General features: G+C 38.5%; 17 protein-coding genes and 1 pseudogene. 12 read left to right on the top strand and 6 right to left on the bottom strand.

Annotation, left to right across the window (positions count from 1 at the left end; translation table 11 throughout):
• Positions 1 to 84 precede the first annotated feature (84 nt).
• The 3 genes from VXK47_RS00885 to pgm all read left to right on the top strand — a co-directional run bounded on the left by VXK47_RS00885 (position 85) and on the right by pgm (position 7,630).
• The gene (locus VXK47_RS00885) at positions 85 to 1,833 is read left to right on the top strand and encodes a hypothetical protein (protein ID WP_435546889.1); all 1,749 of its coding nucleotides are present in this window, start codon (positions 85 to 87) and stop codon (positions 1,831 to 1,833) included.
• Positions 1,834 to 2,214: 381 nt separating this feature from the next.
• Complete coding sequence (locus tag VXK47_RS00880; protein ID WP_435546888.1) at positions 2,215 to 5,664, top strand: YhdP family protein; 3,450 nt, start codon at positions 2,215 to 2,217, stop codon at positions 5,662 to 5,664.
• A 319-nt stretch (positions 5,665 to 5,983) separates the two neighbouring features.
• A complete protein-coding gene (gene pgm / locus VXK47_RS00875; RefSeq protein ID WP_435546887.1) occupies positions 5,984 to 7,630 on the top strand; it encodes a phosphoglucomutase in 1,647 nt (548 codons plus the stop codon).
• 26 nt (positions 7,631 to 7,656) lie between these two features.
• On the opposite strand, the gene VXK47_RS00870 is transcribed toward pgm, so the two are convergent.
• The 4 genes from VXK47_RS00870 to VXK47_RS00855 form a co-directional block, all read right to left on the bottom strand.
• A complete protein-coding gene (locus VXK47_RS00870; RefSeq protein WP_435546886.1) occupies positions 7,657 to 8,799 on the bottom strand; it encodes a ribonuclease D in 1,143 nt (380 codons plus the stop codon).
• Positions 8,786 to 10,165 (bottom strand): HD domain-containing phosphohydrolase, encoded by a 1,380-nt coding sequence (locus VXK47_RS00865; protein WP_435546885.1) that lies wholly within the window; start codon positions 10,163 to 10,165, stop codon positions 8,786 to 8,788. The genes VXK47_RS00870 and VXK47_RS00865 overlap by 14 nt, the downstream gene beginning before the upstream one ends.
• A gap of 304 nt (positions 10,166 to 10,469) precedes the next feature.
• Positions 10,470 to 11,156, bottom strand: coding sequence for a hypothetical protein (locus tag VXK47_RS00860; protein ID WP_435546884.1), 687 nt, complete (start codon positions 11,154 to 11,156; stop codon positions 10,470 to 10,472).
• A gap of 1 nt (position 11,157) precedes the next feature.
• The gene (locus VXK47_RS00855) at positions 11,158 to 12,444 is read right to left on the bottom strand and encodes a sulfite exporter TauE/SafE family protein (protein ID WP_435546883.1); all 1,287 of its coding nucleotides are present in this window, start codon (positions 12,442 to 12,444) and stop codon (positions 11,158 to 11,160) included.
• A 592-nt stretch (positions 12,445 to 13,036) separates the two neighbouring features.
• On the opposite strand from VXK47_RS00855, the gene selB reads away from it, so the two are divergent.
• From selB to VXK47_RS00820, 7 genes are all read left to right on the top strand, one after another.
• Entirely contained in the window at positions 13,037 to 14,947 is a 1,911-nt protein-coding gene (gene selB / locus VXK47_RS00850; protein ID WP_435546882.1) for a selenocysteine-specific translation elongation factor, read from the top strand.
• A gap of 89 nt (positions 14,948 to 15,036) precedes the next feature.
• On the top strand, positions 15,037 to 15,249 hold the full coding sequence (locus tag VXK47_RS00845; RefSeq protein WP_435546881.1) for a type II toxin-antitoxin system VapB family antitoxin: 213 nt from the start codon (positions 15,037 to 15,039) through the stop codon (positions 15,247 to 15,249).
• Positions 15,236 to 15,649: a type II toxin-antitoxin system VapC family toxin gene (vapC, locus tag VXK47_RS00840; protein ID WP_435546880.1), complete on the top strand. Its 414-nt coding sequence runs from the start codon at positions 15,236 to 15,238 to the stop codon at positions 15,647 to 15,649. The genes VXK47_RS00845 and vapC overlap by 14 nt, the downstream gene beginning before the upstream one ends.
• Before the next feature lie 455 nt (positions 15,650 to 16,104).
• The gene (locus VXK47_RS00835) at positions 16,105 to 16,611 is read left to right on the top strand and encodes a DUF6398 domain-containing protein (RefSeq protein ID WP_435546879.1); all 507 of its coding nucleotides are present in this window, start codon (positions 16,105 to 16,107) and stop codon (positions 16,609 to 16,611) included.
• A gap of 330 nt (positions 16,612 to 16,941) precedes the next feature.
• The gene (locus VXK47_RS00830; protein ID WP_435546878.1) at positions 16,942 to 18,018 is read left to right on the top strand and encodes a CofH family radical SAM protein; all 1,077 of its coding nucleotides are present in this window, start codon (positions 16,942 to 16,944) and stop codon (positions 18,016 to 18,018) included.
• Between the two features lies 1 nt (position 18,019).
• Positions 18,020 to 18,820: a 1,4-dihydroxy-6-naphthoate synthase gene (locus tag VXK47_RS00825; protein WP_435546877.1), complete on the top strand. Its 801-nt coding sequence runs from the start codon at positions 18,020 to 18,022 to the stop codon at positions 18,818 to 18,820.
• Positions 18,802 to 19,419: a hypothetical protein gene (locus tag VXK47_RS00820; protein WP_435546876.1), complete on the top strand. Its 618-nt coding sequence runs from the start codon at positions 18,802 to 18,804 to the stop codon at positions 19,417 to 19,419. Before VXK47_RS00825 ends, VXK47_RS00820 begins: the two co-directional genes overlap by 19 nt.
• A gap of 248 nt (positions 19,420 to 19,667) precedes the next feature.
• Here VXK47_RS00820 and VXK47_RS00815 read toward each other — a convergent pair.
• Positions 19,668 to 19,918: pseudogene (locus VXK47_RS00815) on the bottom strand (transposase); the annotation flags it as partial.
• A 116-nt stretch (positions 19,919 to 20,034) separates the two neighbouring features.
• Here VXK47_RS00815 and VXK47_RS00810 point away from each other — a divergent pair.
• Both VXK47_RS00810 and VXK47_RS00805 read left to right on the top strand, forming a co-directional pair.
• Positions 20,035 to 20,793 (top strand): hypothetical protein, encoded by a 759-nt coding sequence (locus tag VXK47_RS00810; RefSeq protein WP_435546875.1) that lies wholly within the window; start codon positions 20,035 to 20,037, stop codon positions 20,791 to 20,793.
• A 108-nt stretch (positions 20,794 to 20,901) separates the two neighbouring features.
• Positions 20,902 to 22,353 (top strand): mannose-1-phosphate guanylyltransferase/mannose-6-phosphate isomerase, encoded by a 1,452-nt coding sequence (locus VXK47_RS00805; protein ID WP_435546874.1) that lies wholly within the window; start codon positions 20,902 to 20,904, stop codon positions 22,351 to 22,353.
• Positions 22,354 to 22,394: 41 nt separating this feature from the next.
• On the opposite strand, the gene VXK47_RS00800 is transcribed toward VXK47_RS00805, so the two are convergent.
• Positions 22,395 to 22,901 carry an FKBP-type peptidyl-prolyl cis-trans isomerase gene (locus tag VXK47_RS00800; protein WP_435546873.1) on the bottom strand — a complete coding sequence of 169 codons (507 nt, stop codon included), beginning with the start codon at positions 22,899 to 22,901 and terminating at the stop codon, positions 22,395 to 22,397.
• Positions 22,902 to 23,066: the final 165 nt, after the last annotated feature.

The following is a 23,066-nucleotide window of genomic DNA, read 5'->3' as shown; positions in this document are numbered from 1 at the left end:
TCGGCCTGAAGGGACGTTTTGAAACTGGTTTATCAGCCTCAAGGCGGTTTGTTTTGCATTAAGTTTATAGGGAGCAAAATATTGATGAGAAGATTGTGTTGCCTGCTGATTATATCAGCTGTTTTATCGCTTATATCACCTCCTTATTCGTATGCACAGAAAAAGGTTCTGGCGATTTTCAACCTTAGTGCAACGAATATCGAATCTATGGGTTATAACGGAGAAATCCTCCATACCCTTATTTCATCTATTGAAACCGACAAGAGTATCGAACTGATGCCCAGAAGGGAAATAGAAGAAATGCTCTTCAGGTCCGAAATCGTTCTGGATAACTCCGAAGAAGCTGTGATTAAGGCCGGAATAGCGCTTGGAATAAATTTTGTTCTATACGGGGAAGTAACCAAAAAAGGACCTATGATAGTAACCCGCCTTAACCTGATGGATATTGAAGGCAAAACAATTTTGAATACCTGGAATGTTGTTTTTCAGGATCGCGATTCCATTCTTAAAAAAATCCCCAAAATTACTGAAGAGGTAAGTACTGCTCTTTCAAACTGGAAAAGATCATCAGGAGCCTCAACAGTAAATGAGACCCAATTATCTCCATCAATAGATATAGATTACCTTAATGTAGCTAATGAAGGTAATTCGGTCGGCTTGTCATGGAAGACAAGCACACAAAGTTCATCCTTGTCGTATAATGTTTATCGTTCGGAACACAGCGATGGACATTACCAGTTTGTCGGTAAAACATCGGATTGTTTTTTTAAAGACAGCACAATTAATAAAGGACAGTCATATTACTATAAGATTGGAATATTACCTGAAAATCAACCGGAGATAAAAAGCTCTCACATTGCACAGATCCGGAATGCAGGGCAAAGAATCCCGTATCCTCCTCTGGTTATGGGTGCAAAAGGTTATATCAAAAGAGCTGAAATCAAGTTTGTTCCATCTCTTAAAAACGGGCAGGAGTTTTTTAATATTATAAGATATAATTTATACAGGCAAAAAGGTGCAAACGACTGGGAGAACATAAAAACAATTGATTCGAAAAACATGTTTCAAACAGATTCGATTTTTACGGTTATTGACGAAAGCGGCTTAAAAGATGGCACAGATTATACATATGCGCTTTCAAGCACGGATGATTCAAATATTGAAAGTTCTCTTTCCGATCCTGCTTTGGTTTTTATAGCAAAAGCTCCTGTATTATCTCTTGTAACAGACAATCTGTTAAGAAAAATAAATCTTTCCTGGACCTTTGTACAAAATGCTTCCGGTTATTATGTTTACAGAAAAACTGAAAACATATCCTGGGAAAAAATTGCTGATATTGCTGAAAGCATAACAACAAGTTATTCCGATGAAAAAAATATATCCGATGGCAAGCAGTACTTCTATCGTATCTCTGCATATGATGATAAGAAGGAATCAGGCTGCTCGAATGAAGTCAAAGGAAAAACAAAAGACCTTCCCGGTTTTCCCGAAAACCTTCAATCTCAGGTTACCGCAGCTAAATCAGTTACGTTATTATGGGCAGCTATAGAAGACCCTGATATAGGCGGGTATAATATATACAGGGGTGTTGACTGCAATAATATAAAAAAAATTGCTTCGATTAAAAACTACAGGTCAAACACATATCTTGACAAAGGGGATGCTTTAAAACCTCTTGAAGACGGGAAAAATTATATATACTCATATCTTGAAAAAGGTGAAGCCGTAACACCGCTGGAAGACGGGAAAAAATATTTCTATGCCATATCCAGTTTTAACCTTTTTGATGCCGAAGGTCAACGGAGCAATTGTATTATGGCGGAAACAAAATAAAGATCAACATCCGGAATAAAGACGGTCTTGAAAGCGGTCCGGCAGAAACCCAACCCATTGCAAACCCTATAGTAAAATAAACCATAAGCAGTAAATCGTTTATCAATTCAAGCATCTTCAGCAATGCATTTAAGCTGATTTACAACCGCAGAACCAATGTATAGTAGCAATTGTCATAAAATCGGAACGGATTTATGAGAATTGCTATAATATTATAATCCATGCGGTTTGGATTTGCCTATATATCCGGATATTGACTCAGGTTATATGTTGTGAAAAGATTTTCTTTCGACTTAGTTGCTAAGAACCCGGATTGTGATATAGAATTAATTTTTTTGATACCGGCAACTATGACTTTACAACTTAATTATCTGTGACTATATGAAATTTATTAAAAAAATGTTTTTCTGGACCACATTCTGGACAGGAATTCTTTTAATAATCGCTCTTGTTATATCGCTTTTACTTCCTCACATAATAAGTCCCGAATATCTTAAAGCAAAAATAGTCGAGCAGGTCTCTCTCAGGATAGGCTACAAGATAAAACTTCAATATGTTGATATTATGATGTTTCCACGTCTTCACGCTGATATAAAAAATGTAACGCTATCGGCGCCCGGCAATTTTTCAGCAAAAATTAACAACATCAAAGCATATCCTGAAATCTGGCCTCTTTTTACCGGAAATGTTAATATATATAAACTTTATCTTGATGATCCTGCTATAAAAATGGATATCCCTGAAAGACTTTCCGGAGAAAACGGCCTATTTAAATATGATAGTATTCAAAAAGCAGATAAACTGCTACAAGATTTTTTTAAGAGCCGAACACTTGAAAAAACTGATATTATTGTTCAAATCAGAAACGGGAATGTAGCTCTTTATGCAGGAAATCGTCTTTATTTCAATTTCAGAGATATATTTTCCCGCGTTAAGCTGAACCCAAAGCAGATTAAAATAGCATTGGATGCCAAATCAAATATCTGCGATAACATATCAATCAATAGTCAATATTTTTCTTATAAATCAGAAGGTAAAGGAGAAATCAGGTTATTTAATCTGAATCCGAAACTGCTTTTTAATTATTTATACCCTGATTCTGCTTTAAAGGTTGATGATTCCAAAATTGGTATAAAAGTAAATTTATCTAAAAAAGGTCCATCAAATTTCGATTTAAAATTCTATGGCCAGATACCGCTTCTGTTACTTAAAAGAGATAATGAAATTCTTAATTTAAAAAGCAGACAATTTTCCGGCAATATAAATAGTTTCAGAGACAGAATAGCATTTAATGTTGAAAAGCTTGTTATTGATAACACGGAATCAATTTATTCAGCAAAGTATGTTGTAAATCCGCCTGATTCTCCGGTACAGCTTGATCTGGAAGGAAAAAATATAGATATTAAGAAAACGGGAAGAATTGTCCTTTTTCTTACCGGAAATTTACATACATTCCAGTCAATATTTAATGTAATAAAAGAGGGGCATGTTCCGTCTATAAGCATAACAGCAAAAGCCTCCCGGATTTCTGAACTGGAAGATATCAAAAATATATTTATAAAAGGCAGCGCTGTTAACACCAAAATATCCGTGCCCGAACCTTCGCTTGAGCTTTATGAAGTAAAAGGCGATGTAACGGTTTCGGGAGGAACTCTTGAAGCAAAAAACGCAGCAGGAAAACTTGGAAATTCCATCGCGCAAAACGGAACGCTTAAACTTGGTCTTTCGGAAGGTAATGATATATTTTATCTCGATACTTTCGTGCATGCCGATATTTCTCCGCTTCCTTCCATCCTTAAACAAGTTGTTAAAAATAAAAATTTTTTACAGGAATTATATTTAATAAAAAAATGTGAAGGAAAAGCAGCAGGAAAACTTACTATCGATGATAAAGCGGGGTCTTCCTCTACAAAAGTTGATGTTTCAACATTTGAAGTAAAAGGAGTATACGGCCGTTTCTCAAGCCCGGTTACTGTTATCGGAAATAAATTTTATCTGGATGATTCCATCGTTAAATTTACCTTGGCCAATGCGACATCCGGGAAATCTTCCGTTTCAAACCTGACCGCCGGATTCAAATTTGATAAAGATGATGCATTTAAAATTTTATCAGGTAAAACAACTGTAGATTCCAAAGAGATAAATCAAATTATATTACCTTTACAAAGCGCTCAAAGTTCAGACAAACAGTTTAACGTCAGAAACGGAACGATTAACTTAAATAATATTGAAATAAACGGTCCTCTTTTCGCTCCTGCCAAATGGGGCTTAAAAACAGACGGCAAAATAGTGTCTATGATAGTGGATTGCAAACCGGTTTTTAAAGAAGCAATCAATATAACAAGTCTCAAATTCAATGCTTTTCAAAACAATAACTATCTTTATCTGAATGTTACGGATGCTGCCTTAAGAAAAACCATTATCTCGAATCTATCTGCCATATTCGGGTTTGGGAAGGATTACCCATTTAAAATACTATCCGAAAAAGTGACAATGGATGCCAGAGAAATTAATTTATTTACACCATATTTCCAGGCAACCCAAAGTGTTGCCGATAGTATTAATATCCAGAAAGGAACAGCCAGACTATATGGTTTTGATTTAAATGGTCCTCTTTTAAACGCAGATAAATGGCGTTTTTCAACAGCAGGCAAAATTGAAAATATGCTTGTTGATTATAAATCTGTATTTAACGAGCCGCTTAATATAATAACGTTGGGTTTTAATATATCTCAAGGCTATACGGCTAAAGGGTTAAGGCAAAATAAATATAAAATTGATGACGGCTATATTTCATCAGGCAAAAGCCATATAACTGTTGACGGAGATATTGAATTATCAAAAGAAGGATCACGGCTGGATATGAGAGCTTTCTCGGAATCCTTATACTGGTCGGATATCAAAAAACTGATAAATCAGCATGATGCTAAAGCCGGCACTGCCACGGAAAAAACAAAAGCTTCACCTGTTAAAGGAATTATCCGGACACATATTGATAATTTTACATATGATGATTACACCTTAAGCCCGGTTAATGCAGATATCTTATTGGGAGCAAACAAAATAAAAATTGATATTTCAAAAGCCGATATCTGTGGAATTTCATTAAGCGGCATGATTGAAACAAGCCCATCAAAAACGGATTTCAAAATAAAGCCTTTTGCTAAAGATCAGGATATTGCTTCTTTCCTTAAATGCTTTTCGGACAACAAGCACCTTGCAACCGGTATCTTTGATCTTCACGGTAATATTTATTCAAAAGGAGAAGAAAAAGAAATTTCAAACCTGCTGTTTGGAACACTCAAATTCAATGCAGCAAAAGGAAGGGTACATAAGATAAGTTTTTTGTCAAAAATATTTGCCTTACTTAATGTTACTGAAATATTCAGAGGCAAGATTCCTGATCTTATCGGAGAAGGCTTTGCCTACAATACGATCACTATAGAGGGAAAACTTGAAAAAGGAAATTTTGTATTAAGCAAATTTATAATTGACGGTGCTTCAATGGCAATAGTCTGCACCGGTAATATAGACATCAGTAATAACAAAGCTGATCTTATGGTTTTGATTTCTCCATTTAAAACTGTTGATCTGATTGTTAAATATATTCCTGTGGTAAGCCAGATTTTAGGCGGCAATATAATAACTATTCCTTTCAGAGTTCTCGGCAAGATTGAAGACCCTGATGTAATCCCTCTTTCGCCCACAGCAGTTGGAAGCAGCTTATTAAATATGCTGCAAAGAACTATTGCTATTCCTGTTAAAATAATACAGCCTTTAACCTCAGATAAAGACACTGTAAAGAAAGATAAGATAATAAGCGGGCAGTAAGACTTTTAAGCTTTACAGGTTTGTAAACCGGGAAACGAATCAGACAGGATTTATCACATTTATTTTTGAAATATAATACATTGAAATAATTTAAATATATAAATTATTTCTTGGCTTTTTCATATTCTGTTGGTATTAATAATAAACACTTAAATGAGCAGTTCTTTAAAGAATTTTCTTCGATATTGTTATCATTTTTATGTAAGTGGTTTTAAATTTTATCAATTAAGAATTGATGGGCTCGCAAGAAGTTCCTCAATATTTGAGGCTCTGAAGTCTTTTTTTATTTAAGAGCCGCCGGAATGGGTGAATTAAACTTATGAATATAAGCTCTGCTGCCGGGAAACCGGCCGAATCATCTATACTTATTGATGTGCCGAAACTTATCGAGGCTTATTACAAGCAAAAGCCTGATCCTTTAATTGGAGAACAACGGGTTGCTTTTGGGACCTCAGGACATCGTGGCACAGCGTTTAATAAATCTTTTAACGAAGCACATATCCTTGCTGTTACCCAGGCCATTTGCCTTTATCGTAAAAAGGAGCAAATTACAGGGCCTCTTTTTATAGGAAAGGACACGCATGCGCTTTCTGAGCCTGCTTTTATAAGCTCCCTTGAAGTTCTGGCGGCAAACGGCGTGGAAGTAATGATCGAAAAAATGGATGAATATACTCCGACTCCTGTGATTTCCCATGCCATTTTAAACTATAATCAGGGCCGTAAAACCGGATTGGCGGATGGTATAGTTATCACTCCTTCCCATAATCCTCCCGAAGACGGAGGCTTTAAATACAACCCGGCAAACGGAGGGCCGGCAGGCGGAAATATCACGAAATGGATAGAAACTACAGCAAATTCATTTCTGGGAAACGTGGAAAAAAGCGTTAAAAGAATCCCGTTTGAAAAAGCACTGAATTCGGCGACCACGCATTATTATGATTATATCGGAACATACACAGCCGATCTGGAACAGGTTATCGATATGGAAGCTATCCGCAATTCGAAAATAACCATTGGCGTGGATCCTCTGGGCGGAGCCGGTGTTCATTACTGGAATGTTATTGCACAGCGCTATAAAATCAACCTGACAGTAGTAGATGAAACAGTTGATCCGACCTTTAGTTTTATGACCGTGGACTGGGATGGCAAGATACGCATGGATCCATCATCAGCCTATGCCATGCAGCGCCTGATAGGTCTTAAGGACAGATTTCAAATTGCATGCGCCTGCGATACCGACCATGACCGCCACGGGATTGTCACAGGCAATGCCGGATTGCTTCCGCCCAACCATTATCTGGCCGCCTGCGTTTTCTTCCTGTTTCAGAATCGCCCCCGCTGGCCTAAAAATGCGGCTGTTGGTAAAACACTGGTCAGCAGCAGCATGATAGATCGTGTTGCAGCCGGTCTTTCCCGTAAGCTTTATGAAGTTCCGGTTGGATTCAAATGGTTTGTAGATGGTCTGTTGGACGGTTCCCTGGCCTTCGGGTGCGAGGAAAGCGCCGGCGCCTCTTTTGTAAGAATGAACGGCAAAGCATGGTCAACCGATAAGGACGGCATCATAGCTTCTTTGCTTGCTGCTGAAATGACGGCAGTCATGCAGCGCGATCCGGGTGAAATTTACAGCGATTTGACACTCAGGTTCGGTAATCCTGTATATAAACGCATTGATGCGCCTGCTTTGCCTGAGCAAAAAGCCGCCCTTACAAAATTATCTCCCGAACGTTTGAGTATCAAAGAACTGGCAGGAGAAAAAATACAGGCCGCCCTTACAAATGCGCCGGGAAACGGAGCAGCCATCGGCGGTTTAAAGGTTGTTTCAGAAAACGGATGGTTTGCAGCACGTCCTTCCGGCACCGAAAATATCTATAAGATTTATGCCGAAAGCTTTAAGGACAATGACCATCTGAACCGGATTCTGGAGGAAGCCCAGACAATAGTTAACGATGCCATTGGTGCTGCATAGCTAAATAATGCAAGAGTATATAATTACTATTGTTTTTTTGCCAGAATACTTATTATTTCTCCTCCGAATTCTGATCTCTGCCAGTTTTTCATTCCGCTTATTTGGCCAAGTTCAGAAACAGAAACCGGATTATTTATACTTATAGCAGTTATCAGCGCCTTATTAAGCAAGATTCCTGGATCAATATTAAGGTTTCCCGCCTTTTTATTTCTCCAGGTTATGATTGCTTCGATCCGCTGCAAAACAGCCGCAGGGATAGGATTAGCCTTTTTTTTCGGATAAACCGGAAGCATACCTTGTGGTGTCTTCTTAGCCTTGTGTATTATAGAAAGCAGGTCCTTACCGTACATGTCCATTTGCCTTTTGGATAATACATTAGTATTTATAATTTTATTTAAGCTGTCCGGTCGTGTTTCGGCAAGTTTTAATAAGGCAGCATTTCCTATGATTTTAAAAAAAGGGACATCTTTTTTCAATGCTATTTCTTTTCGAAAACCAAGAAGCGCTTCAAGAACAGCAAGGTTTTCAGGCTTAAGCTTTCCTGCTCCCTTGAATTTTAAAAAAAGAGGTTCACCGTTGTTTGCATCCGGCCTTACACTGCATAATATATCGCATTCTTCCTTAACCCAGAATAACCGCCCGATATCATTAAGCTCCTTTTCAAGAATCTCGTAAAGAGGAACAAGATATCTTACATCATCAGCGGCATAGTGTAACATATCGTCAATTAATGGCCTTTTTGACCAGTCTCTTTTCGTGAACTTCTTTTCCAGATAGACATTAAACCGATGCCTGATAACAGCCTCAAGGCCGGTTTCCTTTACCCCAAGAAATCTTGAAGCAAGTTCGGAATCAAAAAGATTATTTATTTCAATATTAAAATCTCTGAAAAGAGAACGGACATCATAATCGGCGCCATGAAAAATTTTTGTAATCTCATTGTCCGCAAAAATGGGTTTGAGAAGTGATAATTCCTTGAGCTTTATTGTATCAATTACGAAGATACAATTTTTTGTTGCAACCTGAAGCAGACAGACTTTTTCGGGAAAGTGGTGCATAGAGTCAGCCTCAAGGTCAAAACCGATTTTTTTTTCTTCTTTAATATTTACCAGCGCATCTTTTAATCCGGATAAAGTTTCAATTATAGTTACAGGTTTAGTCAAACTCAAATTTATTTTCCTTAAAAACTCTCAGACAGGCGCTCACGGCTGCCGGATCGTAGAGAATATTTTCATTTTCCTTAATTTCTTCCAGGGCTTTATCAATTCCCATAGATGGGCGATACGGCCGGTGTGATGCCATAGCCTCTACAACATCTGCCACGCTCAATATCCGTGTTTCAATAAGGATTTCTTCTTCCTTCAGGCCTTTGGGATAACCTGAGCCATTCATCCTTTCATGGTGCTGTAAAATTATCTGTGCAACAGGCCAGGGAAATTCGATATCTTTCAGAATATTATAGCCGGCTTCCGGATGAATCTGAATAAGCTGCATTTCAATATCGCTTAATTTGGAAGGCTTGCTTAAAATATCGGCAGGTACCGACAGCTTGCCAAGATCATGAATTGATCCGGCCATATCGATTCCTTCAATCTTCCGAACCGGAAGATTCATTTCAGTTGCAATAGCTCTGGCCAGAGCAGCCACGCGTCTCTGATGGCCGGCAGTGTAAGGATCCCGGGTTTCTATTGTTAAGGTCATAGCCTGAATGATGCCGCTGGTTGCTTTTTGCAGTTTTTCAAGACTTTCTTTAAGTTTCTCTTCGCTCTTTTTACTTTCTGTAATGTTTATCAACAACCCGCGTGCGCCGATAATTTTATTATCCTGCAAAATAATACGGCCTGATGAACGTACCCATATAATTTCTCCGGTTTTTTTGGTAAGCCTGAATTCAATTGGTGTTCGGTATCCTGATATCTTATTTCTAAACTCTTGCTCAACAATATCAAGATCTTCAGGATAGATAAATTCATAAAAAGAACGACCGATAATTTCCGATGGTTTATATCCCCAAAAGGATTCTACCGGGTTGCTTATATAGGTTACAACTCCTTTATCGTCTGCAAGAAAAAATGCATCATTTATATTTTCAACAAGTTCCCTGAAATTTTCCTCCGATTCACGCAATTCATCATCCTTGCGTTTTTGTTTCTTTTTGAATTCCGCTTCCTTTAAGGCTCTTTGAATCGATGGTACAAGACGTATTAGTCTGTCTTTAAGTACATAATCGGTTGCGCCTCTTTTTAATGATTCAACAGCAATATCCTCACCCAGCGTTCCGGTAACAAATACAAAAGGAGCTTCAGGACAATTTTTCAGGGCAATATCCAAAGCAGAAAGTCCGTCAAAAGAAGGAAGGGTATAATCAGCGAGAATTATATCAACACAACCTTTTTCAATTTCAGAAAGAAAACCTTCTTTTGTATCTGTGCGTATAATTTCGCATTCAATACCGGCATCCGAAAGTATTTCCTCTATAAGCTCAGAATCGTTTGGATTGTCTTCAAGATTTAAAACCAGCAGTTTTTTATTCATGAAATTCTCCTGTCAAATCCATATTATCAAAAAGCGGCTTTATTTTAATGCAGATTATATATCTTCTTTATATTTAATGTATTTCATATTATATTTCAATCTTATTATTTGCTATTTTGTTATTTTATGGGTTTATACGATAGCATGAACAGTATTTTAATCGTGAAGACAGGGGTGGTAATTTGAAAGTAGCGGTATAAACAATACTATTCTCAACTCCTTAAAAAAACTCACAGGTCTTCTTATCATACAAGAGAGACCTGTGAGTTTTTTTATTAATGGATTATTAAATACAGCAGTTGTTTTAGTGTTCGAGTTTTAAACCCCATCCTTCAAACATAAACAGAATACCAAAGCCATACCACATAGTATATATTACATAAAATACGAGAGAAAAAACCACAATACCGGCCTTTTCGGATATCTTTTGCGGAACAACTTTATAATAGTTGTAGGAACACTCAATCGCTTTTTTACTTACGCTTGTTATAATTTTTGCTGCTTTGACTCTTTTCTGTTTAACAAGATCAACTTCCATCATCTTACAGACCGAATGCCAGTTATACATGACATTTTTTTCAGGATAACCATATTTTTCAGAAAGTACATTTCCATTGTTATTAAACATATTATCAGAATCATCAAGGCAGTTTTCCATTATTTTTTTAAAATCACCTTTGATGCTTAACTGGTTTCCGGATACATTTGCTTCAGCTCCTGCCTTAGTGAACAGAAGAGCTGTTTCTTCAGCCTGCTTTTCATTTTTCATTTCAACAACAACAGAAATTGGGTCACCTACAAAGTCGGCAACCTCTTTTTTTAGTTTGGGTATGTAGTAGGCAGAGCCTTTGGATATGGAATTATATAATGAGTCAAGATAATTCAAAGCGTTTTTTCCCTCGAAAATGGGGCAAAACATAATTATCAGAACAATAAAAAATCCGACCAGCATTGCGGCACCGCCAAAAAATTCCTTTTTATCCGCTATCATTTTATATAGCCTCCTCTCCCTTGAGCTTTTTTATATTTTTAAAGAAGATGCCTATTACCCAGACGGCAAAGAACCCGATTACAACAAAAAACGAAATATTTCCAATCATATCTAATATTTTTCCGGTTTCTTTTGATAGTGTAATAAGCTTAATGCCTGCAAGCTTACTTGGAAGAGCAAAAAATCTGTTGGAAAAACCTGCAAGCACGGCCATTGCATAAAAGCCTCTTATTGTTATACCTTTTACTACTTTTGTTGCCATGGCGCCAACCTGTATTCCCAAAAGTGAGCCAAGAAGCATTCCCATTGCAAGAGTGTAGAAAATAAAACCATATATTGCATACTGGCTGATTGCGGCATATCCTGCAGTAAAAATAATCTGGAAAATATCGGTTCCAACAGTTGTAAGAGAAGATACGCCAAGAATATATACAAATACCGGAAAAGTTAAAAATCCACCGCCAACACCCATAATTGCCGCACAAAAACCTACAAGAGCTCCGCTTAAAACAAGAAAGACCCATGATATTTTACGTCCACCCGGAACAAGCCCCTCATCGAAAGTGATCATTGGAGGAATATTGTAAGACTGAAGTTTTTGCGGAAGGCTTCCAATATCTGCTCCTTCAGATTTTCCGCCATGTGCGCTATCTTCTGCACCGGATGATTTTCTGGCCTGAAGAAAATCATAAAGAGAATATGCTCCAAGAATACCAAGCATAAAAACATATATTACAGTGATGAATGCATCACTTAATATAGGATTGATATCGTAAATAACACGGTTTATCACTCCACCGGTTGTTGCACCGATAATTGAGCCGAGGATAAAGATCAACCCCAGGGCTACCGATATATTGCCTAGTTTTCTGTGAAGAACGGAACCCATGATTGCTTTGGCAAAAATATGAAAAAGGTCGGTTCCTACGGCAAGAATACCTTTTATACCCGCGCTCATAAGAGCAGGCGCAATTATAAAGCCTCCGCCCGCCCCGATACATCCTGTTATCAGTCCGGCGCATATACCGATAAGAATTGAGGCCACAAAAATACCCGGTGTGAAAAATGCCGGGCTGTAAGCTGTTTTACCTCCCAGAAATTCCGGGAGTGCTGTTCCAATCTGTTCTGCAAATGCAAAGCCGCCAAAAATTATGGGGATAATAAGTAGCCCCAGAATTACAAGCCTCTTTTTATCTCCCAGTATTACATTTGAGACATCAAGCTCCCATTTTGCGTGGGCTTTTGCGCCCATCATCATAAATTTTCCCCACTCCTTGAAAAAATTCATTTTGCTATTACTCCTTTTTAACTTGTTGTGATAAACCATCTCAATATATTTCAGTATGTTTAAAAACCGGAAAAATTACCTTTGGGATAAAACAACACTGAGGTCAAATTTTAACTTTATTGGGAGCAAGATATATACCATGAGTATTTTTAATTATTGCCGTATCATCAATTCTTTTGAAGATGATCTGTAATCCGGATTTATTCAGGCAGGCATCAAAACGTAAAGATGTGCAATAAAAACAAATTAATCAAGATTGGTATTCATGGTATCAAAATTGCGGTTAATAAAATCGGGAGCAATAAGATAAAAACAAACAAAAATAATTCTCAACAAAGACAGACAAGTTGCTTTGATGAAAAAATGGATTTTTTTAAATAAAACATGTCAATTTTTTTTACAAACTGTAAAGAAATACACCTTGCAAATTAATGCCTGAAAACAATATCCGGGTCTTATTGCAAACTGAAACGGATATCAACAGATGCATTTTGGAATCGAAAATAATCATTTTACTTCAAAAAATTTTAAATACATAGTATATATCTTTATCAGGATCGCCATACAATAAATTTTAGGAGATATTTTATTTGTGAAACAGATTGTTCTTGGAACGGCCGGACATATTGATCATGGGAAAACAAGCTTCGTAAAAGCTATGACCGGCATCAATACCGACAGACTCAAGGAGGAACAAGCCCGCGGAATAACAATAGAACTTGGGTTTGCCTGGCTGGATCTTCCAAACGGCGTAAGAATCGGAATAGTGGATGTGCCGGGACATGAGAAGTTCGTCAAAAACATGGTTGCCGGAGCTACAGGTATCGATATTGTGGCAATGATTATTGCAGCAGATGAGGGCGTTATGCCCCAGACAAAAGAGCATATGGAGATATGCCAGCTTCTGGGTATAAACTTCGGAATTGTTGTCCTGACCAAGATTGATCTTGTTGATGAAGAATGGCTTGAGCTTGTTACCGATGACATTAAAAAATTTGTAAAAGGGACTTTTTTAGATGATGCCCCGGTTATACCGGTATCTGCTGCAACCGGTCAGGGTATTGCCGAATTTATAGATGTACTGACCGAATTGAGCCCGAAAATTTCCGGACGTTCTTCATCAGGTCTTTTCCGTCTTCCTGTCGACAGGGTTTTTACCATGAAAGGATTCGGCACTGTTATTACAGGCACGCTGATATCAGGCCGGGTTCAGGTAGGAGATATGATTATGATATATCCCTCGGGCATAACGTCCAAAGTCCGCGGGATTCAGGTCCATAATGAAAGCGTAACCGAAGCTGTGGCAGGCATGCGTACAGCCATTAATTTCCAGGGTCTTGAAAAGGCCTCGGTTAACCGGGGTGAAGTTGTTTCAACGCCCGGAGCGCTTATCCCGACTTTCATGCTTGATGTTTCCCTGCACTATTTATCAAGCAATAAGAAGCCTGTTAAAAACCGCACCCGAATCAGATTTCATACCGGTACCAGCGAAATTCCCGGCAATCTTATTTTGCTCGACAGAGAAGAACTGCTTCCCGGAGAAGACACAGTTGTTCAGCTCAGGCTTGATACGCCGGTAGCGGTTGTAAAAGACGACAGGTTTGTTTTAAGAAGTGTTTCACCTGTAAGAACAATAGCAGGCGGGCAAATCCTTAATCCTGTTCCCGGAAAACATAAAAGATTTAAGGCCGAAATTACCGAAGGACTGGAAAGCCTTTCAGAGCTTTTGCCGGAAGAACTGGTTTCATATTATGTGGCCCAATCAGATTTTAAAGGTGTTTCGATTTCCGAACTGAAAGTCATGACAAATATTTCCGAAAAGCAGCTTGATAGTAACCTCCAGAATCTTTTGTCCAAAAAAAATATTGTTTTAGCTGATAAGGAAAATAAAATATATCTTCATCAAAACATCTTAAATGATCTCAAACTTGAGACTCATAATTTCCTTGATGCTTATCATAAATCAAATCCGCTTAAAGAGGGAATGCCGAAAGAAGAACTTAAATCAAAAATGCCGGCTTTTTTGAACCCGAAGTTTTTTAATCTGATAATCAATCAGATGACAAAAGAAAGCGGGATTTTGCTTGATGAGGATACGGTTCGCCTTAAAGGACATAAGGTTTCACTTGGTGAAGACCAGAGCCAGATAAAAATAAAAATTACTAAAATATACGGAAATGGCGGTCTTACTCCCCCCTTTATGAAAGATTTGACAGAAGAGCTTAAGATTGATTCTGCAAAAGCAAAAGATGTGCTGATGCTTCTTGTAAATGAGGGTGTCATCATTAAGATAAAAGAAGATTTCTATATAAATTCAGAACATATCAATAAACTGAAAAATACGTTAGTTGAATTTCTAAAGGCAAACGGAGAAATGTCAACCCCGCAGTTTAAGGATATGACAGGAGCATCGAGAAAGTATCTGATACCGCTTCTTGAATATTTCGATTCAAAAAATGTAACGATACGTATAGGGGATATAAGAAAATTAAGAAGAGCTTAAAGCCTGTGTTAAATTTACTGTTATGATATTTTTGTTGACGATGTGCACCAATCGCATACAATACACATTATATGTGTATGGAGGGTGCTATGAGAACTAATATTGATATTAACGATGAACTATTGGAAGAGGCTTTTTCGGTCAGCAAAATGAGGAGTAAAAAAGATTTAATTCATGAAGCGTTGCTGGAATACATTAAATTAAAAAAAAGAAAAGATCTTACCGAATTAGCCGGAACAATAGAATTTTATGAAGGATATAACCATAAGGATTTGAGAAAGACGGGAAATGATTCTTGCTGATACCTCGGTCTGGATCCATATTCTCAGAGATAAAGGCGGCAAAATGGTGCAGGCCTTTCGTAAAAAAACAGCTTCTGAAATTATTGTGTTCAGTCGTTTTATTCAAATTGAATTGCTTCAGGGCGCAAAAGACGAGTTTGAATGGAAACGCCTGGATGATTATTTATCAAGCCAGTATTATCTTGAAACTAATGAAAATACCTGGAAGCATGCAGCAAGAATTTATTTTGAACTCCGAAAATCAGGCATTACTGTAAGCAGTACTATTGATTGCTGTATTGCCTGTATCGCAATGGAAGCAAAAGCTCTGTTACTACACAGAGATCATGACTTTGAAAAAATTGCCGGAATAAGACCTTTCTCAAATGAGTTTTTTGAACCGCTTTATGCTAATAATTAATCCCCACTCTGTCTCCGCTAATATACTATTATCAACGATATTTTAAAATATTACAGTGTCCCTGTTTCCCTCTTAGTTTTTCCGCCGCAGCCTTAAAGTGTTCAGCGCGGGATCGTTGGATCGGATGGGACTTCCGCCATGTTGCACAGAAAATGCGCAATTCACGCTTGGTTTTTGACTATTTGCGGATGACGGAAAACTCATGCGCTTCTGTACCTTAAGGATTGGAACAAATTTACCGTGGATCTGGTCCGGGAAGCTCTTGCCTTCGGATAGCGTTTATGCTAATGGAATTCATCATTAATATGATTCACGCACAGGAGATTATTGCTCTATAAATTCAAGCCAATGCATAGCGCATGCCTCACTGCTGCACGGGATGACCTGTGCATAGCAGCAACTGAGGATTTGATTTGATATTATACTCTTATAAACAATTTGTTCCGGAGAACCACATGAAAAAGAAGTCAATAAAAGTTCCAAAAGAAATGGAGGATATTTATTTATCCATCACAAAGATTACCGATGAGTTTTCTAAAGAACATCTGAACGATGAGTACACTGAGTTTATCCAATATGCTGTTGCTGAACTTTGCAGAAAACGACCTTCTCCGTTATCAAAAGGCAATTTGAATATTTGGGCATGTGCAATTACCCATGCGATCGGTGTAGTAAATTTCCTGGACGACAGCAGTCAAACTCCACATATGAAAGTTTCAAAATTGTATGAAACTTTTGGAGTCAAACCAAGCACGGGACAAACGAAATCAAAGCAGGTTCGTACTCTTTTAGAAATGTCTCAATTTGATGTCAATTGGACATTGCCGAGTAGAATGGATAGAAATCCCATGGTCTGGATGATAACAGTCAATGGACTCATCGTTGATGTCAGAACTCAGCCCAGGGAAATTCAAGAAATAGCATACGAAAAAGGATTAATTCCATACTTACCGAAAGCATGAGAATCCAACATTTGTTTCAACCTGTCATTTTTCATCGCTATGCTTTGAGAAACATGGGTTTAACCTGCGTTGAAACAACTATCAGATTGATCTTGCAAGGGGAAAATGATATTTTAGCATTGTGAACAGGAAACACATAAACAAATATAAAATGGCAGACCATCGGAATGACGATTATGTTCCCGGTACTCCTGAAGAGCGTATTCATTTAGTATGGCCGCTGACACAAAAAATTGCATCCTTGAGCTTAAAATACGATGTTGAACGAAGACTACAAAGACATGTTGCTTGCCTTGTCCGACGAGAAGGTTGTAAAGCAGGAGAAAAACGGTGGCAAAAAGCAGTATAAAAGAAAAATTAAAGCAGAAAATATATAACGGCGAAAGAATTACTCCGGAGGAAGCTTGCAGTCTTTTTTCATGGGATTTGATTGAGCTTGGCGAAGCGGGCGACATGAGAAGAAAGCTTATCTCGCCTAAAGAAGAAGTTGGCTTTATTATTGACCGTATAATCAATTATACAAACATTTGCGAAGCGGCATGTAACTTTTGTGCATATCATGCAAGGGCGAATTTAATAGCACCTTATGAGCTTTCCATAGATGACATTTTATCAAAAATTAATGAGCTTGTCCTAATAAACGGAACTCAGGTTATGCTTCAAGGCGGGCTTCATCCGGATTATACTCTTGATAAATATGTCAGCATGGTAAAAGAAGTAAAAAAGCATTTCCCGCAAATATATCTTCATTCATTTTCACCAAGCGAAATTTTTCACATATCAAATAAATGTTCTGTTTCAATCGATAAAGTGATATCTGATCTAAAAGACGCCGGTCTTGATTCCGTGCCGGGTGCTTCGGATTTGCTGGTAGACAGGATACGTAAAAAGGTTAGCCCGAATAAAGCAAGCAAAGAACAATGGCGTGAGGTAGTATTTTCTCTGCACCGTCATAACATGAAATCTTCGGCTACAATGACTTACGGCATGGGCGAAACCGAAGAAGAAAAAATCGAACATCTGAATTTCTTGCGTTATATTCAGGATGAAACCGGGATTTTCAGAGCTTTTATTCCCTGGTCATTTTCTCCGGCAAATACCAGACTGCAAGATATTGAACCTGCAACAGGAATAGATTATCTTAAAATAGTTGCAATAGGCCGCATTTTTCTGGATAACATCAAATACATCCAGGCCGGTTGGCTTACCGAAGGACTCAAAACCGCACAGCTTGCGCTTACAATGGGAGCAAATGATATGGGCGGTGTTCTGATGGAAGAAACAGTAGTAAAGGCCACCGGTATTGAAACCAAAGCATGTACGGAAGAATTTATTGATATTATAAATAATTCAGGAAAAACTCCCGTGCTAAGAGATTCGGATTACCGGATTATAAAAAGATATTAATATGACAAGCCTTTCCATAGCGTTTTCACCATGCCCGAACGATACATTCATATTTGATGCAATGCTTCATGATCGCATAGATACCTTGGGATATAATTTCACACCTCATATTGATGATGTAGAAACGCTTAATATTGCAGCATTTCAAAATACGTTTCAAATCACAAAACTTTCATTTTTTGCATATCTTCTATTAAAAAAGCATTATACGCTTTTAGATTCGGGAGCGGCTCTTGGCTTTGGATGCGGCCCTCTTCTGGTATCAGGCAAAAAATCCCGTTTTTCGGAAACTTCTGAAATTGCAATCCCCGGCAACTATACTACTGCTTTTCTTCTTCTTAAACTCTGGAATCCTGAAATCAAAAATATAGTAGTAACCGGATTTGACAAAATTCTGCCAGGAATAAAAAACGGTGAATATGACGCAGGTCTTATTATTCACGAAGGAAGGTTTATTTATCCTGATTATGATTGCATAAAGATTATAGATCTTGGGCAGTGGTGGGAAAAAGAAACAAAACTTCCCATACCGCTTGGATGCATTGCAATCAAAAATGACCCTGCTACAATCGTTCATAAAAGCCAGATTGAACTTTTAATAAGAAATTCCATACTACATGCAAAAAACAACAGGGATGATTCACTCTCCTTTATACTAGATCATGCCCAGGAAATGGATAGAAAAGTAGTAGATGAGCACATCAATCTTTATGTTAATGATTTCAGCATTTCATTAGGAGAACCCGGAAGAAATGCTATTAATGCTTTGGAGGAAATGGCCAGGTGGAAAAAAATTCTTTAATTTGTTTGCTCATGGCAACTACTCTTGAAGCAAAACCCTTTATAGACGGGCTTTCATTGATTCGCAAAACCGAAAAACCCTTTCCTGTTTATAAAAATAATAACTATATTCTTACTATTTCAGGAATAGGGAAAACAAACGCAGCAATTGCATGCGCTTATTCCTGTTTAACCTTTCCCAACTGCCGCATAATCAATCTTGGCGCGGCAGGAGCAACAGGCACAAAGCATTTGCTTGGAGAAAGTTTTCATATCACAGAAGCTGTAGAGTTTGACAGGCCTCATTGGAAATCAAAAACACCTTATGTACACAAACCGGATTCTCTGGAAGGATTTTGCGGTGCAAAAATCGCAACTTCGGATCACCCGGTTATAGATCCTGAAGAAAGAAAAAAAATATCTTTACTGGCGGAGCTTGTAGATATGGAAAGCGCTTCCGTTATTCAAACCTGCAAAAAACTTGGCACCCTTTGTTATCTTTTTAAATTTGTAAGTGATACCCCTGAGCATACAAATGATACGGATATTGTGGATAATATTAAAAAGTATAGAGATACTTTTTTTGATTTTTTCCGGCAGTACGCTATGCCGCTGTTATAACTTTCCTTAACACAGTTTCAGCGCTATAAATTGTTTTCGCGAATTGCGATAACCCTTATTTCACAGATTCGTAAATAATCAGCAGCAAAACATAGGGTCATGACATAATGTGATAAATATTCTATAAATCTTAAAAGAAAAGGATAAACATGCTCAGGCAAGCAAGGCTGGATGCGCCTAGGATTTTCAGCATGTGATCATCAGAGGTATTGAACAAAGACAAATAGTAAATGAGGTTCCTCGCTATTTCATGTGGGTAACCTGAATTCGAGTTTGCCACCAATGAGGTAGATCATGGTGATCAGGTTTTTGATGGTCCTGTATCCCTGGCCTTGGCTTTAGCTGCTTGGATAAGGCTGTTGATTCCCTCAAGAATGCCATTGTTAATCCTTGACGTAAACCATCTCAGGATGCCGTTCCAGTGACGTTTCATGGTGTATGCGGCCTTTTTGATGGGCTCCAGACGACTGTGGGTGGCCCAGAAGTACCACTTATTCAGAAAGGTCTCAACCTCCTCTATCTCTTGATGACTGATATCTATCATGTCTTGAATCGGATTACCCATACTTTTTAGCGAGGAGCCTTTATATTTATACTGCCGACAGCCTTCATAATATGTTTATAGGGGCCATGTGCGCAGCAGGCTCGCTCAATGTCGATCAATATGGCTATCCGGCCTTTATTTTGAAGATACTGAATTTTATCCTGGGTGGGCTCTGGCTGATAGTAAACTATACCGACAATCAGGTTTACGACTATCCTCTTGTTAAAAAAAAATACGTAATGCTTCTGATACTTGCTCCTTTCATATTAACCGAATCAATTGTTCAAATGCTGTACTTTCTTAATATGAAAGCGGATGTGATTACATCCTGCTGCGGAAGCCTTTTTGGATCAGACAGAGCAAGCGTTGGTTCGGATATCGCCGGATTACCGGTAAAAATCTCCATGATCGGATTTTATACAAGTTTTGTGATTATGTTAATTTTTGGTATCATATATCTGCTCAAAAGAAAGTTTGGCCGCCTTTTCTCTTTATCAGGCGGCGTATTTTTTATCTTTTCATGCATCGCCCTGATATCGTTTATTTCTTTGTATTTTTATGAGTTGCCTACTCATCACTGCCCTTTTTGCATCCTGCAGAAAGAATACGGCTATGTGGGATATATTCTCTATGCCGCACTTCTTACAGGAGCTGTTTCCGGACTTGGCGTCGGGATACTGGCGTCTTTTAACAAGATAAGCAGCCTTTCCAATATACTGCCTCTGATTCAGAAAAGGCTTACCTTACTGTGCCTGTTCTCATACCTTCTTTTTACAGGGATATCTTCTTATCGTATTATCAGTACCGATTTTACACTTGGAGTATTTTGAAGTAAAAATCCATTTACAATTTGCTAAATGAGTTGTATAGGATTTGTCATAATAAAGTCAGATTTATATGTGCTTATATTTTTCCCTGGAGGTTTTAAAATAAACAAAATGATTATACCTGTAATACTTGCAGGCGGATCAGGAACCAGATTATGGCCATTATCACGACAGCTTTATCCGAAGCAGTTTCTAAACCTTAGCGGTGGAAATACTCTGTTTCAGGAAACAGTATTGCGTTTAAAGAATATGGGATTGCCCGAACCACCAATTGTTGTATGTAATGAAGAACATCGTTTTATAGTGGCCGAACAACTTCAGCTGATTAATGTTTCTGCAAACACAATACTTCTTGAACCTGCGGTTCGCAATACGGCGCCTGCCCTTGCAGTTTCAGCTATAAAGGCGGTTAAAGACGGCAACGACCCTGTCCTGCTGGCCTTGCCTTCCGATCATTTTATCGGCGATCTGAAATCCTTTAAGCAAGCTATACAGGAAGGTGCTGAATTTGCCGCTCAGAATCATCTGGTTACATTCGGTGTAGTACCTGTGGCTCCGGAGACCGGGTACGGCTATATCCGAAAAGGTCAACCATTAACTTCAAAAGCAAATATGCCTGCGGTATGGCAAATTGACCGGTTTGTCGAAAAGCCCGATCTTGCGCTTGCAGAAGAGTATTTGGCTTCGGGGAAATATTTATGGAACAGCGGCATATTCATGTTTAAAGCTTCAAAGCTGATTGAAGAGATGCAAACATTTGCGCCTGCCATCATGGATGCCTGCAAGGCTGCAGTGGAAAAAGGACGAAACGATCTGGATTTCTACCGCCTGGATATTGAATCATTTGCTGCCTGCCCGGGCGATTCCATAGACTATGCAATAATGGAAAAAACATCCTGCGGAGTTATTATTGCCCTTGAATCGGACTGGAACGACCTTGGCTCATGGGAAGCTTTATGGCAGGTGGGAGAAAAGGATGTCAACAACAATGTCCTGTATGGCGATATCAGCCTGCAGGATGTTACAAACTCATTTGTTCATGCATCAAGCCGTCTTGTTACTGCCATAGGCCTTGATAATCATGTGATTGTAGAAACTAAAGATGCTGTTTTTATTTCTCCCCGGGATCGGGTTCAGCAGATCAAGGCTGTAGTTGAGAATCTCAGTAAAGACAATCGCTCCGAAGTCATTACCCACAAAACAGTATACCGACCCTGGGGATCATATACTAATGTTGAAGAATCGGATTGCTTTCAGGTAAAACGTATTACCGTTAAGCCTAAGGCTAAACTATCGCTGCAAAAACACTACCACCGGGCCGAACACTGGGTTGTAGTAAAAGGTACCGCGCTTGTCACAAAAGGAGAAGAACGGTTTATTCTTAAAGAAGATCAGTCTACCTACATTTCAATAGGTACTGTGCACCGGCTTGAAAACCCGGGCAAAATACCGCTTGAGCTGATTGAAATTCAGTCGGGAAGATATCTGCAGGAAGATGATATAGAACGCATGGATGATATTTACGGGCGTACCGAGAAAAACAAAGGAAGGACTCCTTTATAAAATAAGATCATTTTTTCATCATCTTCCGAGAGCTTAATTTTCTATTTATCTTTTACCTGATTTCCTTTTTCGACATCAAGCAGTTCTATTTCAAATACCAGAACCTTATTAGGCGGGATTCGATTACCGAGCCCGCCCCTTCCATAGGCAAGAGCGGGAGGCACAAAAATCCGCCACTTGGAACCTACCTTCATCATCGGTAATACCTCTATCCAGCCCTTTATTACACCATCAGCCTGGAATTTCGCCGGCTCGCCTTTTGCATAAGAGCTGTCAAATTCCTTGCCATCCGTAAATGTGCCCCGGTAGTTGACAGTAACAAAGTCCGTCAGCCCGGGAGAAGTTCCGTCGCCTTCTTTCAGCACCATGTATTGTAAGCCGCTCGCAGTAGTCTTAATGCCATCCTTTTTCTTATTCTCCTCGGGAAACTTTTCTGACTCCCTGGCGTTTTTGACAACCAACTCCTGAATCTTTCTCATCTGGACATCATGTGCCCTTTTTTTGAGATCAACAATTAGTTTTTTCATCTCTTCTGGAGTTATAGTCAAGAGTTGTGTATGGAATAATTAGGCGGCGATCCATTTTTTTTCAATTCCATTCACAAATTTGACTCCTTTAATTACTTCAGCCAATCGTTCAGGGCAGTGGAGACGTAACCATTTTTTCTCAGCGCACTCACAAAGTTTAAATGCCATAGTAATTACAGTTGTTGC

This window comes from Desulfobacterium sp. N47 (assembly GCF_051233685.1).
Taxonomy (GTDB): domain Bacteria; phylum Desulfobacterota; class Desulfobacteria; order Desulfobacterales; family RPRI01; genus RPRI01.
Note: the sequence above shows the minus strand (reverse complement) of the source record. Positions and strands in the feature narration are given on the sequence as shown.

Bases quoted from the DNA above. Each gene is read 5' to 3' on its own strand.
- VXK47_RS00885 (WP_435546889.1), top strand. From the start codon at position 85: ATGAGAAGATTGTGTTGCCTGCTGATTATATCAGCTGTTTTATCGCTT.
- VXK47_RS00880 (WP_435546888.1), top strand. From the start codon at position 2,215: ATGAAATTTATTAAAAAAATGTTTTTCTGGACCACATTCTGGACAGGA.
- pgm (WP_435546887.1), top strand. From the start codon at position 5,984: ATGAATATAAGCTCTGCTGCCGGGAAACCGGCCGAATCATCTATACTT.
- VXK47_RS00865 (WP_435546885.1), bottom strand. From the start codon at position 10,165: ATGAATAAAAAACTGCTGGTTTTAAATCTTGAAGACAATCCAAACGAT.
- VXK47_RS00860 (WP_435546884.1), bottom strand. From the start codon at position 11,156: ATGATAGCGGATAAAAAGGAATTTTTTGGCGGTGCCGCAATGCTGGTC.
- VXK47_RS00855 (WP_435546883.1), bottom strand. From the start codon at position 12,444: ATGAATTTTTTCAAGGAGTGGGGAAAATTTATGATGATGGGCGCAAAA.
- VXK47_RS00845 (WP_435546881.1), top strand. From the start codon at position 15,037: ATGAGAACTAATATTGATATTAACGATGAACTATTGGAAGAGGCTTTT.
- vapC (WP_435546880.1), top strand. From the start codon at position 15,236: ATGATTCTTGCTGATACCTCGGTCTGGATCCATATTCTCAGAGATAAA.
- VXK47_RS00835 (WP_435546879.1), top strand. From the start codon at position 16,105: ATGAAAAAGAAGTCAATAAAAGTTCCAAAAGAAATGGAGGATATTTAT.
- VXK47_RS00825 (WP_435546877.1), top strand. From the start codon at position 18,020: ATGACAAGCCTTTCCATAGCGTTTTCACCATGCCCGAACGATACATTC.
- VXK47_RS00810 (WP_435546875.1), top strand. From the start codon at position 20,035: ATGTTTATAGGGGCCATGTGCGCAGCAGGCTCGCTCAATGTCGATCAA.
- VXK47_RS00805 (WP_435546874.1), top strand. From the start codon at position 20,902: ATGATTATACCTGTAATACTTGCAGGCGGATCAGGAACCAGATTATGG.